This is a genomic window from Lysinimonas soli, assembly GCF_042655435.1.
In the GTDB taxonomy this organism is placed as follows: domain Bacteria; phylum Actinomycetota; class Actinomycetes; order Actinomycetales; family Microbacteriaceae; genus Lysinimonas; species Lysinimonas soli.
In genome coordinates this window covers 1,370,503-1,382,705 of record NZ_JBHSMG010000001.1, presented here as the reverse complement: position 1 = coordinate 1,382,705, position 12,203 = coordinate 1,370,503, and the positions used below count along the sequence as shown (strand labels likewise).

14 protein-coding genes are annotated in these 12,203 nt (G+C 69.5%); 6 read left to right on the top strand and 8 right to left on the bottom strand.

Annotated features, from left to right (window positions below; all coding sequences use genetic code 11):
* The first annotated feature begins 51 nt into the window (after positions 1 to 51).
* Together mmsA and mmsB are read left to right on the top strand one after the other, a co-directional pair.
* Positions 52 to 1,596 (top strand): multiple monosaccharide ABC transporter ATP-binding protein, encoded by a 1,545-nt coding sequence (gene mmsA, locus ACFPJ4_RS06590; RefSeq protein WP_386739568.1) that lies wholly within the window; start codon positions 52 to 54, stop codon positions 1,594 to 1,596.
* Positions 1,593 to 2,768: a multiple monosaccharide ABC transporter permease gene (gene mmsB, locus ACFPJ4_RS06585; protein WP_386739567.1), complete on the top strand. Its 1,176-nt coding sequence runs from the start codon at positions 1,593 to 1,595 to the stop codon at positions 2,766 to 2,768. The genes mmsA and mmsB overlap by 4 nt, the downstream gene beginning before the upstream one ends.
* Before the next feature lie 9 nt (positions 2,769 to 2,777).
* Here mmsB and ACFPJ4_RS06580 read toward each other — a convergent pair whose 3' ends face one another.
* A complete protein-coding gene (locus tag ACFPJ4_RS06580; RefSeq protein WP_386739566.1) occupies positions 2,778 to 3,251 on the bottom strand; it encodes an NUDIX hydrolase in 474 nt (157 codons plus the stop codon).
* 79 nt (positions 3,252 to 3,330) lie between these two features.
* On the opposite strand from ACFPJ4_RS06580, the gene ACFPJ4_RS06575 reads away from it, so the two are divergent.
* Genes ACFPJ4_RS06575 through ACFPJ4_RS06565 form a run of 3 tightly spaced genes read left to right on the top strand, consistent with a single transcriptional unit; the run spans position 3,331 to position 6,582 of the window.
* Entirely contained in the window at positions 3,331 to 4,401 is a 1,071-nt protein-coding gene (locus tag ACFPJ4_RS06575) for an LLM class flavin-dependent oxidoreductase (RefSeq protein WP_386739565.1), read from the top strand.
* A 9-nt stretch (positions 4,402 to 4,410) separates the two neighbouring features.
* A complete protein-coding gene (locus ACFPJ4_RS06570; RefSeq protein ID WP_386739564.1) occupies positions 4,411 to 5,118 on the top strand; it encodes an esterase/lipase family protein in 708 nt (235 codons plus the stop codon).
* A 57-nt stretch (positions 5,119 to 5,175) separates the two neighbouring features.
* Positions 5,176 to 6,582, top strand: a complete 1,407-nt coding sequence (locus ACFPJ4_RS06565) for an MFS transporter (RefSeq protein WP_386739563.1) — start codon at positions 5,176 to 5,178, stop codon at positions 6,580 to 6,582.
* Between the two features lies 1 nt (position 6,583).
* Here ACFPJ4_RS06565 and ACFPJ4_RS06560 read toward each other — a convergent pair whose 3' ends face one another.
* The 4 genes from ACFPJ4_RS06560 to ACFPJ4_RS06545 all read right to left on the bottom strand — a co-directional run bounded on the left by ACFPJ4_RS06560 (position 6,584) and on the right by ACFPJ4_RS06545 (position 9,295).
* A complete protein-coding gene (locus ACFPJ4_RS06560) occupies positions 6,584 to 7,117 on the bottom strand; it encodes a COG4315 family predicted lipoprotein (protein WP_386739562.1) in 534 nt (177 codons plus the stop codon).
* Between the two features lie 66 nt (positions 7,118 to 7,183).
* Entirely contained in the window at positions 7,184 to 7,891 is a 708-nt protein-coding gene (locus tag ACFPJ4_RS06555; protein WP_386739561.1) for an anti-sigma factor family protein, read from the bottom strand.
* Positions 7,888 to 8,409, bottom strand: a complete 522-nt coding sequence (locus ACFPJ4_RS06550; RefSeq protein WP_386739560.1) for a sigma-70 family RNA polymerase sigma factor — start codon at positions 8,407 to 8,409, stop codon at positions 7,888 to 7,890. Before ACFPJ4_RS06550 ends, ACFPJ4_RS06555 begins: the two co-directional genes overlap by 4 nt.
* A 55-nt stretch (positions 8,410 to 8,464) precedes the next feature.
* On the bottom strand, positions 8,465 to 9,295 hold the full coding sequence (locus ACFPJ4_RS06545) for a UbiA family prenyltransferase (RefSeq protein ID WP_386739559.1): 831 nt from the start codon (positions 9,293 to 9,295) through the stop codon (positions 8,465 to 8,467).
* Between the two features lie 78 nt (positions 9,296 to 9,373).
* Here ACFPJ4_RS06545 and ACFPJ4_RS06540 point away from each other — a divergent pair, with 78 nt between their 5' ends.
* Entirely contained in the window at positions 9,374 to 9,853 is a 480-nt protein-coding gene (locus tag ACFPJ4_RS06540; RefSeq protein ID WP_386739558.1) for a hypothetical protein, read from the top strand.
* A gap of 24 nt (positions 9,854 to 9,877) precedes the next feature.
* Here the strand turns inward: ACFPJ4_RS06540 and ACFPJ4_RS06535 are convergent, their stop codons facing one another.
* The 3 genes from ACFPJ4_RS06535 to ACFPJ4_RS06525 all read right to left on the bottom strand — a co-directional run bounded on the left by ACFPJ4_RS06535 (position 9,878) and on the right by ACFPJ4_RS06525 (position 12,202).
* On the bottom strand, positions 9,878 to 10,954 hold the full coding sequence (locus ACFPJ4_RS06535) for a winged helix DNA-binding domain-containing protein (RefSeq protein ID WP_386739557.1): 1,077 nt from the start codon (positions 10,952 to 10,954) through the stop codon (positions 9,878 to 9,880).
* A 51-nt stretch (positions 10,955 to 11,005) separates the two neighbouring features.
* Entirely contained in the window at positions 11,006 to 11,281 is a 276-nt protein-coding gene (locus ACFPJ4_RS06530; protein ID WP_386739556.1) for a hypothetical protein, read from the bottom strand.
* 147 nt (positions 11,282 to 11,428) lie between these two features.
* Positions 11,429 to 12,202 (bottom strand): class I SAM-dependent methyltransferase, encoded by a 774-nt coding sequence (locus ACFPJ4_RS06525; protein WP_386739555.1) that lies wholly within the window; start codon positions 12,200 to 12,202, stop codon positions 11,429 to 11,431.
* Between the last annotated feature and the right edge of the window lies 1 nt (position 12,203).

The window sequence follows — 12,203 nt, the reverse complement described above, 5'->3', positions numbered from 1 at the left end:
TGGTGCGACGATGGTCGCACCACCCGGTTCGCAACGACGCAAGGAAAACCCATGGCCAACACGATTCTCGAGATGCGCGACATCTCGAAATCCTTTCCCGGTGTCAAGGCGCTGCAGGACGTCTCCATCTCGATCGAGGAGGGCTCGGTCCACGCCATCTGCGGTGAGAACGGAGCCGGCAAGTCGACCCTCATGAAGGTGCTCTCGGGCGTGTATCCGCACGGCACCTTCGAGGGCCAGATCCTCATGCGCGGGGAACCGGTGGAGTTCAAGTCGATCAACGACTCCGAGGCCGCGGGCATCGTGATCATCCACCAGGAGCTCGCGTTGTCGCCGTACCTCTCGATCGCCGAGAACATCTACCTCGGCAACGAGAAGCAGCGCGGCGGGTTCATCGACTGGAACGAGACCAACCTCGAGGCGGGCAAGCTGCTGCAGAAGGTCGGCCTGCGCGACAACCCGATCACCAAGATCAAAGACATCGGGGTCGGCAAGCAGCAGCTCGTCGAGATCGCCAAGGCGCTCTCGAAAGAGGTGCGGGTGCTGATCCTCGACGAGCCGACCGCGGCCCTCAACGACGACGACTCGGCCCACCTGCTCGACCTGATCCGTCAGCTCAAGCAACAGGGGATCACCTCGATCATCATCAGCCACAAGCTCAACGAGATCAAGGCGATCGCCGACCGGGTCACGATCATCCGCGACGGCAAGACGATCGAGACGATCGACATGCACGGCGAGGGCGCGAGCGAGGACAGGATCATCAAGGGCATGGTGGGCCGCGACGTCGCGAGCCGCTTCCCCGACCACGTGCCGCACATCGGCGAAGAGCTCCTGCGCGTCGAGAACTGGACCGTTCATCACCCGCTCGATCGTTCGCGCAAGGTGGTCGACGACGTCAACCTCACGGTACGTGCGGGCGAGATCGTCGGAATCGCCGGCCTCATGGGCGCGGGGCGCACCGAGCTCGCGATGAGCATCTTCGGGCGCAGCTACGGCGTCGGGATCTCGGGGCAGGTCTACAAGCGCGGCGAGCCGATCTCGGTCAACACCGTCTCGAAGGCGATCGCCCACGGCATCGCGTACTCGACCGAGGACCGCAAGCGCTACGGCCTGAACCTGATCGACAACATCCAGCGCAACATCTCGATCGCCGCGCTCGACAAGCTCGTCAACTGGTTCAAGTTCGTCAACGACCACCGCGAGACCGCGGTCGCCAATGACTTCCGGGCATCCATGAACATCAAGACCCCGAACGTGTTCGCGCTCACGGGCAAGCTCTCGGGCGGCAACCAGCAGAAGGTCGTGCTGTCCAAGTGGATGTACGCCGATCCCGATGTGCTGATCCTCGACGAGCCCACCCGCGGCATCGATGTCGGGGCGAAGTACGAGATCTACACGATCATCGACCGGCTCGCGGACGCGGGCAAGGGCGTCATCGTCATCTCGTCGGAGCTGCCCGAGCTGTTGGGCATCTGCGACCGCATCTACACCCTCAGCGAGGGCCGCATCACCGCGGACGTCCCCCGCGAGAAGGCAACCGCCGAATACCTCATGCAATTCATGACCCAGGAACGCGAGAAGACCACAGCATGAAACCGCTCAGCAACGCCGTCAACTACCTGGCAAGCCAGCTGCGCCAGATCGGCCTGTTCATCGCGCTGATCGTGATCGTGGTGTTCTTCCAGATCACCACGGCGGGGATCACGCTGGCCCCGATCAACGTGACGAACCTGGTCGTGCAGAACAGCTACATCCTGATCCTCGCGGTCGGCATGGTCATGGTCATCATCGCCGGGCACATCGACCTGTCGGTCGGCAGTGTCGTCGCCTTCATCGGCGCGATGGCCGGGGTGATGATCTCGGAGTGGCACCTCTCGTGGCCGCTGGCGGTGTTCCTCTGCCTCGTGCTCGGGGCCGCGGTGGGGGCCTGGCAGGGGTTCTGGATCGCGTACTTCGGCATCCCCGCCTTCATCGTGACCTTGGCGGGCATGCTGGTCTTCCGCGGCGCCGCGCAGATCGCGCTCGGCAACCAGCAGATCTCGTTCTTCCCGAAGGAGTTCCGCGCGATCGGCTCCGGGTTCCTCCCGGCGTTCGGCACCACCGGGTACGAGCCGCTGACGCTCGTGCTCGGCGTGCTGGCCAGCCTGGCGATCCTGGCCACCTCCCTGCGCCAGCGGATGATCCGGCGCAAGTACAACCTCGAGAGCGAGCCTGTGTGGTGGTTCGTCGTGAAGCTGGTCTTCCTGGTCGCCCTCGTGCTCATCGTGACGGTGCTGCTGGCCAGCTACAACGGCACGCCGATCGTGCTGATCATCCTCGGCGCCCTCGTGGTCGGGTACACCGCGATCATGCAGCGCTCGGTGTTCGGGCGGCACATCTACGCGATCGGCGGCAACCTCAGCGCCGCGCAACTCTCGGGCGTCAAGACCAAGCGGGTGACCTTCCTGCTGTTCGTCAACATGGGCGTCATCTCGGCGGTCGCCGGCATCGTGTTCACGGCGGGGCTCAACCTGGCCAGCCCGAGCGCGGGCAACGGCTTCGAGCTGGATGCGATCTCGGCCGTCTTCATCGGCGGCGCGGCGGTCACCGGCGGCATCGGCACGGTCCCGGGCGCGATCATCGGTGGCCTGATCATCGGCGTGCTCAACAATGGCATGTCGATCCTCGGCGTGGACAGCGACTACCAGCTGCTCATCAAGGGTCTCGTGCTGCTGGCCGCCGTCGCCTTCGACGTCTACAACAAGCGCCGCTCGGTCGGCCAGTAGCGTCGCCGTTCAACGCCGGGCGGCGAGCCGGGCCTCGAGCGCATCGAGGACCGGCAGCTGGCCGGCGACGAGCAGCCCGCGGGCCGCGTCGAGGGGCGCCCATCGGGCCTCGTCGAGTTCGGGAAACGCCTGCGTCCGACCGGAACGCGGCGGCCACTCGAGATCGAAGGTTCCGCTGCGGAGCTCCGGGAGCTCGAAGGCGGGCGCCTCGGCCACGAAGACCGTGACGGTCTTGCCGCTCGAGTAGCGGTAGGTGCCGAGCTCGTCGTAGCCGAGATCGGGTGCCGGCACGCCGAGCTCCTCTTCGAACTCGCGCCGGGCGACCTCGAGGTCGCCCTCGCCGGGCTCGGCCTCGCCCTTCGGGATCGACCAGGCCCGCTCCTGTTTGCGCGACCAGAACGGACCGCCCATGTGGCCGAGCCAGACCTCGGGGCCGGATGCCGTGATCCGATAGAGCAGGATTCCCGCGCTGTGCGCTGCCATCGTCACAGTATCCCCGGAATACTCGAACCGGGGCTGCGGTTCTGGCCGATACAAACGCATACACAACAAGGAGTGCACGATGTCGCAGCCGGATGACGCCCACCAGGTGGAGCTGGGACTCGACACCTTCGGCGACGTGAGCGTCGATGCGCAGGGCAACCGCCTGCCGTACGCGCAGGTGATCCGCAACGTCGTCGATCAGGCGGTGCTGGCCGACTCGCTCGGGGTCGACTTCTTCGGCATCGGCGAGCACCACCGCGACGACTTCGCGGTCTCGGCCCCCGAGGTCGTGCTCGCGGCGATCGCGAGCCGCACCAGCCGCATCCATCTGGGGACGGCGGTGACGGTGCTCAGCTCGGACGACCCGGTGCGGGTGTTCGAGAAGTTCGCGACCCTCGACGCGGTGTCGAACGGCCGCGCCGAGATCATCCTCGGGCGAGGGTCGTTCACCGAGTCCTTCCCGCTGTTCGGCTTCGACCTGCACGACTACGAGGTGCTCTTCGAAGAGAAGCTCGACCTGCTCGTCAAGCTCCTCGACGAGGGTCCGGTGACCTGGTCGGGCACCATCCGGCCTCCGCTGAGCGAGCAGCAGGTCTATCCGAAGACCGAGTCGGGCCGCCTGAAGGCCTGGGTCGGCGTGGGCGGCAGCCCCGAGTCGGTGGTGCGTGCCGCCCGCCATGGACTGCCGCTCGTGCTCGCGATCATCGGCGGGGCTCCGGCCCGGTTCGCCCCGTACGTCGAGCTGTTCCACCGCGCCCTCGCGCAACTCGGTCAGCCCGATCTGCCGGTCGCCGTGCACTCCCCGGGGTTCGTCGCGGCGAGCGATCAGGAGGCGGCCGACATCCTGTGGCCGCATCAGGAGGCCATGGTGAACCGGATCGGCAAGGAGCGGGGCTGGCCGCCCGCGACCCGCGAGAGCTTCGACGCCGAGATCGCCGGGGGAGCGCTGCACGTCGGTTCGCCCGAGACGGTGGCCCGGAAGATCGCCGACACCGTGCGATCGCTCGGCATCCAGCGCTTCGACCTCAAGTACTCGAGCGGAACCATCCCGCACGAGCACCTCATGACCTCGATCGAGCTGTACGGGCGCGAGGTCGTGCCGCGGGTGCGCGAGTTGCTCGCACAGGATGCCGACGCGGCCGACTCCTAGAATCCCAGCATGCGCGCTCGGCCTGAGCTGTTCCGGATCGGCGAGACGCGCCCGACGGCGCGCAGCCTCGCGCAGTTGATCGGCGACTACCCCAACGCCATGCGATTCCGGGTGCAATCGCTGCGGCACTGGCCGGTCCCGGACGCGTTCCGGCGCGGGGATCGGCGGACCGTGGTGATCCTGCCCGGCATCTACGAGACCTGGCACTATCTGCGGCCGGTGGCCGAGCAGGTGAACGCGCGCGGACATCCGGTGCTGGTCATCCCCGGGCTCGGCCTCAACCGCGCGCCGATCGGGGCCACCGCCTCGCGCGTGCTGGACGAACTGGTCGAACGCGGACTGCACGGCGTGGCCCTTGTGACGCACAGCAAGGGCGGCATCGTCGGCAAGCACCTTCTGGCGCTCGATGATCGCGATGGGGTGATCGACCGGCTGGTGGCCATCGCGACACCGTTCGCGGGATCGTCCATGGCGAGGATCGCCCCGACGCCGGGGCTGCGCGCCTTTCTTCCGGAGGACCCCGTCATCACCGCGCTCGCGGCGGAGCGCACCGTGAACGCCCGGATCACCTCGATCTACCCGCGCTTCGACCCGCACATCCCCGACGGCTGCACCCTCGAGGGGGCCGAGAACATCGAGCTCCCGGTCGTCGGTCACTTCCGGATTCTGCGCCACCCCGCCCTGGCCGACGCGGTCGTCCGTGCCGTCGAGCGCTGATCGGCAGCACGCCGACGGCCGTCGGGTCTAGCGTGAGATCGTGACTCTGGAGCTCTCGTGACCCGTTCGCAACGTCTCGTGCTCATCATCGCGATCCTCTCGACCTTCGTCTCGTTCCTCGACGGCACGATCGTCAACGTGGCCTTGCCGGCGATCATGCGCGAACTCGGCGGAGGGCTGACCGCGCAGCAGTGGATCGTCGACGCCTACCTGATCACGCTCGGATCCCTGATCCTGGTCGCCGGGTCGGTCAGCGACGTCTACGGCCGGATCACGGTGCTGCGCGTCGGCCTGGCCGCCTTCGGGGCCGCCTCGCTCGCTGTCGGGCTGGCACCCACCGCGGAGTTCCTCATCATCGCGCGCGGCGTGCAGGGCATCGCGGGGGCACTGCTCGTGCCGAGTTCGCTCGCGCTCATCACCTCCAACTTCCGCGGGCCGGCTCAGGCCAAGGCGATCGGAACCTGGACCGGCATGACCGGCATCGCCATGATCGCCGGGCCGCTGGTCGGGGGGCTGTTCGTCGACTTCGCCTCGTGGCGATTCGCGTTCCTCATCAACGTCCTGCCGATCGCGGTGACCCTCGTGCTGTTGGCGCGGCTCGGTCAGAAGGACCAGCGCGAGCCCGGGGTCTCGATCGACTACCTCGGCGCCGTGCTGTGCACGCTCGGGCTCGGGGGCGCGGTCTTCGCCCTCATCGAGCAGAGCACCCTCGGGTGGGCGAGCCCCGCGATCTACCTCCCTCTCGTGGGCGGCATCGTCGCCTTCGCCGGCTTCCTGGTGCGGCAACGCCTCGCGAAGAATCCGGTGATGCCGCTCGGTCTCTTCCGGGTGCGCAACTTCTGGGCCGGCAACATCGCCACCGCGCTGATCTACGGCGCGCTGTCGCTCAGCAGCTTCGCCCTCGGCGTCTACCTGCAGCAGGGGGCCCTGCTCCCGGCGACGCTCGCCGGGCTCGCCTCGATCCCGGTGACCGTCATCATGATCCTCTTCAGCTCGCGGGTCGGCGTGCTGTCGGGCAGGTACGGTCCGCGGCTGTTCATGACGATCGGGCCGATCACGGCGGGCATCGGTTCGCTCCTCATGCTGTCGATTTCGGTGCCGTTCGTGTACTGGTGGCAGGTGCTGCCGGGCATCCTGCTGTTCGGCCTGGGTCTCACCGCGACGGTGTCGCCGCTCACCTCGGCCATCCTCGGGTCGATCGACCCGTCACGCTCGGGCATCGCCTCGGCCGTGAACAACGCCGTGTCGCGCGTGGCGGGTCTCATCGTGATCGCGATGCTCGGCGTCATCGTGGGCGGCAGTCTCGACCTCGCCGGGGTGCACCGCGCGATGATCGCCGTCGCCGTGCTGCTCATCCTGGGCGGAATCGTCTCCTTCCTCGGCATCCGCAATCCGGTGCACGAGGTGGATGCCGCCGACCAGGCATCCGCGATGCCGACGGGTTCTCCCGAACGGCAGGCCTGAACTACTTGGAATAGCCCGAGATCTTGTTCCCGTCGGGGGCGACGGCGTACCAGAGGTGTCCGATGCCCTGACCGTTCACGTCACCCGCCGCGGAGTCGCCGGCATAGCGGTACAGGGGCAGGCCGTTCAGGGTCACCTGGAGCTTGCCGTCCGTGCCGGTGATGGTGCCGACCTTTCCCGTGATGCCGGTGACCGTCGGCGACGCCGAGGCGCTCTCGACCGCGGGCCAGTTGGTGGCGCAGCCGCCCGTGCACGCGCTGGACGTCGCGCCCGCGGCGTCCTTGCCGTACTGGTAGACGGTCATCCCATTGCCGTCGACCACGACGGTTCCGAGCGAGGTCGAGGCGGTCGCCAGGGCGGCAGACGACGCTGCGGGCGCGGGTGTCGCGGATGCGGCGCTTCCGGTGGTGGCAGGCGCGTAGCCGGTGCCGCCCGAGGTCATGCTGCACGCGGCGAGCCCGAGCAGGCACAGAGAGGACGTCGAGAGCACGACGATCAGTCGAGCGGGGGAGCCGAAACGGGAACGGATGTTCATGCGCAGTCCTTCCGATGTCGCCCGCGGATGCGGACATGGGAGGAACGAGGTAGCGGCACCCGGGGTTCACCCCAGGGTCGACGACAGCAGCACGCGCCCGTCGTCGACCGACCTCACCTGCACCTGTGCGATCTCGTCGACCGGCACCGCCGTTCCGGCCGTGAGCTCGACGGTGCTCCCGCTCGTGGCCGACCAGCTCGACACCTGGCTGGCGGTGCCGTGCTTCGGCACGACCCAGAGGGCGTAGTCCCAGCGGGTCTCGGGGGATCCGCCGGCCGCGCGATAGTGGCAGCTCATCTCGAGCTTCGTGCCCCAGCCGACCGTCGTGAGCTTCACTTCGGCCGTCAGGGGGCTCTCGACGACCTGTGACAGAGCGGTGCTGAAGTTCGGATGCGGCGCTGTCGCGATCGTCAGCGGTATCGCGACCGCCCCCACGATGGCGGCGGCGGCCGCGAGGCCGACGAGCGCGCGGATCCGGCGGGATCGGCGCATCGCCTCGCGCCGCTCGATGCGGGCGACCAACTCGCCGGGCAGGGGCGGGATCGCAACGGCGGGGGCGGCATCCGGAACCGTCTCGTCGTCGAGCAGCTCGAAGGCGCGCGCCGCGTCGAGCCGGCCGAGCAGCCCGGGCAGGCCACTGAGCTCGGCGACCGCGGCGCGGCATCGCTCGCAGCTCTCCATGTGCGTCTCGAACTCCCGACGCTGTGCGGGCGACAGTGCTCCGAGCACATAGGCGGCGTCCCAGTCGGCGTACCGCGAGTGAGTCTCGGTCATCGGGTCACTCCCTTCTCCTGCAGCGCGAGCCGCAGGGCGCGCAATCCGTAGTGCAGCCGCGACTTCACGGTCCCCTCGGGGATTCCGAGTTCGCGGGCGACCTCCGCGATGCTGCGACCCCCGTAGTACGCGTGCACGATGACGGCCCGGTGCTCGATGCCGATGCCGGCGAGCGCCTCTTCGATCAGCAGCGTCTCGAAGAGGGCATCCGTGCGGTCACGCACGGCGCGCTCCGGCAGCTCGTCGGTGGTGATCTCGTGGCGCTTGCGGGCGCTGCGCACCTCGTCGATCACGAGGTGGCGCGCGACCGTGAACATCCAGGCCCTCGTGGTCTCGGGCGGCTGCGCCAGGATGGCGGGGCTGCGCCAGGCGCGCACCAGCGTCTCCTGCACGACATCATCGGCCCCCACGCGGTCGCCGGTGAGGTGCACGACGTAACGCCACACCGCGGCGGAGTGCGCGTCGGCGAGCGCGCGCAGCGCCTCGGCCTCGGTGGCGGCGGCCTCGCCTTTGCTCACGACCTGCACCTCTCGTCACTACAGACAACGTCGCCGACGCGAAGATGGTTCACCGTCACGCCACCAGACGGAATCCGGCGAGCAGGAGCATCGTGACGTCCACAAGCGCCAGCAGCAGCACGAGCAGAAAGAGCCAGCGCCCGACGCCGTGGCGAAGGGCGAGTACCAGTCCGAGGGAGCCGACGGCCAGCGACACGGTCAGCCCGGCCAGGACGACCGGCGTGGGGCCGGCCCCGACCGTGATGACCGACGCCGCCAGCACCAGCGCCCCCCAGGCGATGACGATCGAGGCGGTCAGCCCCAGGCGATGCGGAAGACCGCGGATGCTGGTGCGTCGGTCGTCGTCGAGATCCGGCAGCACGTTCGCGAAGTGGGCGGCGATGCCGAGCAGAGCCGCAGCCGCGACCGCCCACCAGACGGGAAGGGCCGGCGCCGGCAGCGCGAGCGTGGCGATGACGGGCAGCAGCCCGAAGCCGACGGCGTACGTGAGCGCCGATGCGACCGAATTCTTCAGACCCGCGTTGTACCCCCAGGCCGCGGCCAGGGCGACCGCGTGCGCGAGCGTGGCGGGAAGGCCCAGCGCGAGCGTGAGCGCCAAGGCCGTGACGAGGGAGCCGATCGCGAACCACCACACCGTCCGGGCCGAGATCTCGCCCATCGCCACGGGCTTGTCGGTGCGCCCGACCGCGCGATCGCGCTCGGCATCGATCGCGTCGTTCGAGAATCCGACCGACATGTGGTCGAAGATCAGTGCGGCGCCGAGCACCGCGACCCTCCACGGCTCGAGCCCCACCGCGATCCCGAGAAGCACCGCGACGGCCGTGACGGTGAGGGTCGGGCCGGGATGCGTCGTGCGGGCGAGCGCGAGAGCGCGGCGGCGGAGCATGGGGACAGCGTAGGGCGCAACGCGCCGTGACCGGTCGAGCTGCACGGCGCTCACAGCCGGGGCGGTTAGCCTGGATGGATGGGGCAACCAGTCGACGCCGAGGTCATCGCGAATGCCCTCCCGGGCACGTGGCACCTCAGCGCGACGAACCTCCCGATGTGGCTGGACGGCTCGCGCCGCAGCCCCGAGCGGGAGTACGAACTGCTCAGCCAGCAGCCCCTGGCGATCACGGATCGCCTGCGCTTCACGGATGCCAAGGGCGCCTCGCACACGATCGAGGGCACCGATCGCTGGGCCGGGGAGGGGTTCGTCTGGCGCGGTGCGGGACGGCTCCGTCTGAATCGGGCGCGATGGTCGATCGCGGCGCTGGACGACGACGTGCTCGTGAGCCACTTCGAGCGGTCACGGCTGACTCCCGCGGGAACCGAGGTCGCGATCCGCGAGGGCTCTCGGCACCCGGAGCTCCGCCGGCTCATCGCGACTGACCTGCAGCGGTTCGGGCTGAGCCTCGAACAGTTCGCGAGCCTCACCTGGCTGGATCACGTTCCGGCGATGTGACGCAGCGCCCAGCTGCTCCGCCGATCACACGATCGTGACCGGAACACCCAGGAAGCGCGCGTACCGGCGTGCCGCCGTGGCGATCCCCGCCGAGGTCGTGGCGTCGAAGGCGTCAAAGGGCTGCGGTCGGATCTCGACCCGGCCGGCTCGCCGGGTGCGGCGCCAGGTGCCGACCACCTCGCCCCTCGCGACGACGGTCGGCAGGAACATGCCGTTGCCGCCGGGCACGATCACCGAGCTGTGCGCCCCGGCGAGCGGCGCGCTGCGGTCGGAGTAGCCGAGCAGGTACTCGTCGAAACCGGGCAGCAGTCGTACCGTGCTCGAGGCGGGTTCGAGGCCGGGGCGGAGGTAGTACTCGACCCCGCCGACGCGGAGCTCGTCGAGCTGCTCGCGTGCGGCGGCCAGCCCGGCCCGCGCCTCGGTGAGGGTGAGCGACGACCACCAGGCGAGATCCTGGATGGTGGCCGGTCCATGGGAGCGGAAGTAGCGCAGGGCGAGCTCCCGCAGCGCGTCGGCGCGGTCGGGCAGACGCGGGGAGGCAATCCGGTGCTCGAGCAGAGCCCACTCGTTCTGGCCGACGAGCACGATGACCGCTGTCTGGGCGAGCTGCGCCAGGATGTGCACGCCGCGCTGCCCGGTGACGGAAAGCCCGCCCGCCTCGAAGGCGGCGAGCAGCTCGGGCCGGGAGACGGTCGCGCCGCTCGCCATCCGTTCGCGCGCGATCCGCTCGGCCCGGTCGAACTGCCCGGCATCCAGCTCGAGCTGACGACGGCGACCCTCGGACGCGCGAACCATCCGCTCGCCGGTGAGGGAGAGCATCCAGGGCAGGTCGTCCGCGGCGACGAAGTGCAGGGTTCCCCGGATCGGCCAGGAGCGCACGAACGCTCCGGTCTCGTGAACCGACTCGATCTCGGTGCGAGTCGAGGAGCGCGTTCGCACGCCGATCGACCAGAGCGCACCGGAGTAGTCCTGGGCCTGCATGGCGACCATGCCGCGCACGACCTCGACGGGGTCGTCGCCGATGGGTCGCGCGATCCCCTGCGCGCTGAGGCGCAGCGCGGTCAGGCGCCGTCGCGCGGCGGAGAAGTCGCGATCACCCACGTCGGCAGTATTGCGCGAGCCGCCGACGGCGGCCGGGTCACCTCGGGGCGCTCAGTGATCCAGCGAGAGGGTCGGGAGCTGAACGTCGACGACGGTGTGCGCCGGCGGCGTGCTCGCGGCCTGGGCCGACACGGGGGAGAGGGCGACGATCCCCAGACCGGCGAGGGCCATGACCCCGATGCCCAGCGAGACGCTCAGGGCGCTGCGCGAGGCGGTCAGTCGTGCCGAGCGGTACTGACCGACCAGCATGAGCACGATGGCCACGACGGCCGTGACACCGCCGGCGAGAATCAGCGCAGCGAGCAGACCGGAATCGGGTGCAGACATGGGGGATGCCTTTTCGGGTGGGGGACCGCGGGACGCGGGTGGAACGGGGGCATTCGGGTGGGGCACGCGGGGAGTCGTGCTCAGTCCACCATAATGGGGACACGGGCGCCGCGATCACCCCCCCGATCGGGGGCCAGGGGGCGAGGGTCAGGGGCGGGCGATGATCAGCCGAAGGCCCACGTCGAACTCCGACAGCTCGCGGAAGGATCCCCATCGGCGGTCCCATTCCCCCGAGGCGAGGTCGTCGCCGAGTTCGCGCACGTAGCGCTGGACGACATCGTCGGCGACGAAGCTCCAGGCCGACATCGCCCGGCGGACGGTGGGGTCCAGAGTGCGTTCGGGCCGCGCGAAGAAGGCCTGGCCGAATCCGTCGGTGCAGTCGGCGGGCACCGGAACGATCTGGATCTCGACCGCGCCACCCAGGGCGGCGGCGATGCGGTCCAGAGCCGGCATCCGATGCGCTTCGACCTCGAAGAGCTCCGGGACGTAGGCCGGCATCCACCAGGGTTCCGGCACGACCGGATCGAAGGTCAGGATCACGACCGCGTCGCGCGCGACCCGGCGCATCTCGTGCAGGCCGCGCTCGGGATCGGGCCACTGGTGGATCGTGACGCTCGCCATCGCGGCGTCGAAGCTGTCGTCCGGAAAGGGGAGAGCTTCGGCGGTCGCGTCGATCGCCGGCACGCGGTCGGCGGGACGCTCCGCCCGCATCGACGCCGACGGTTCGACGGCTGTCACCCTGCGATCACGGGGTTCGTACGAGCCGGCGCCCGCGCCGACGTTCAGCACCGTCTCGGCGTCGCCCAGGGCGAGCAGCACCCGATCCTCGATGCGGGGATCGGGTCGGCGGATCGCGGCGTAACCCTGCCCGATGCGACCGTAGTCCGCGTCGCCCGCCGAGCCGTCATCGTAGCGTGACATG

Coding starts and splice junctions, on each gene's coding strand:
- mmsA (WP_386739568.1), top strand. CDS start 52: ATGGCCAACACGATTCTCGAGATGCGCGACATCTCGAAATCCTTTCCC.
- mmsB (WP_386739567.1), top strand. CDS start 1,593: ATGAAACCGCTCAGCAACGCCGTCAACTACCTGGCAAGCCAGCTGCGC.
- ACFPJ4_RS06580 (WP_386739566.1), bottom strand. CDS start 3,251: ATGGCAGCGCACAGCGCGGGAATCCTGCTCTATCGGATCACGGCATCC.
- ACFPJ4_RS06575 (WP_386739565.1), top strand. CDS start 3,331: ATGTCGCAGCCGGATGACGCCCACCAGGTGGAGCTGGGACTCGACACC.
- ACFPJ4_RS06570 (WP_386739564.1), top strand. CDS start 4,411: ATGCGCGCTCGGCCTGAGCTGTTCCGGATCGGCGAGACGCGCCCGACG.
- ACFPJ4_RS06560 (WP_386739562.1), bottom strand. CDS start 7,117: ATGAACATCCGTTCCCGTTTCGGCTCCCCCGCTCGACTGATCGTCGTG.
- ACFPJ4_RS06555 (WP_386739561.1), bottom strand. CDS start 7,891: ATGACCGAGACTCACTCGCGGTACGCCGACTGGGACGCCGCCTATGTG.
- ACFPJ4_RS06545 (WP_386739559.1), bottom strand. CDS start 9,295: ATGCTCCGCCGCCGCGCTCTCGCGCTCGCCCGCACGACGCATCCCGGC.
- ACFPJ4_RS06540 (WP_386739558.1), top strand. CDS start 9,374: ATGGGGCAACCAGTCGACGCCGAGGTCATCGCGAATGCCCTCCCGGGC.
- ACFPJ4_RS06530 (WP_386739556.1), bottom strand. CDS start 11,281: ATGTCTGCACCCGATTCCGGTCTGCTCGCTGCGCTGATTCTCGCCGGC.
- ACFPJ4_RS06525 (WP_386739555.1), bottom strand. CDS start 12,202: ATGTCACGCTACGATGACGGCTCGGCGGGCGACGCGGACTACGGTCGC.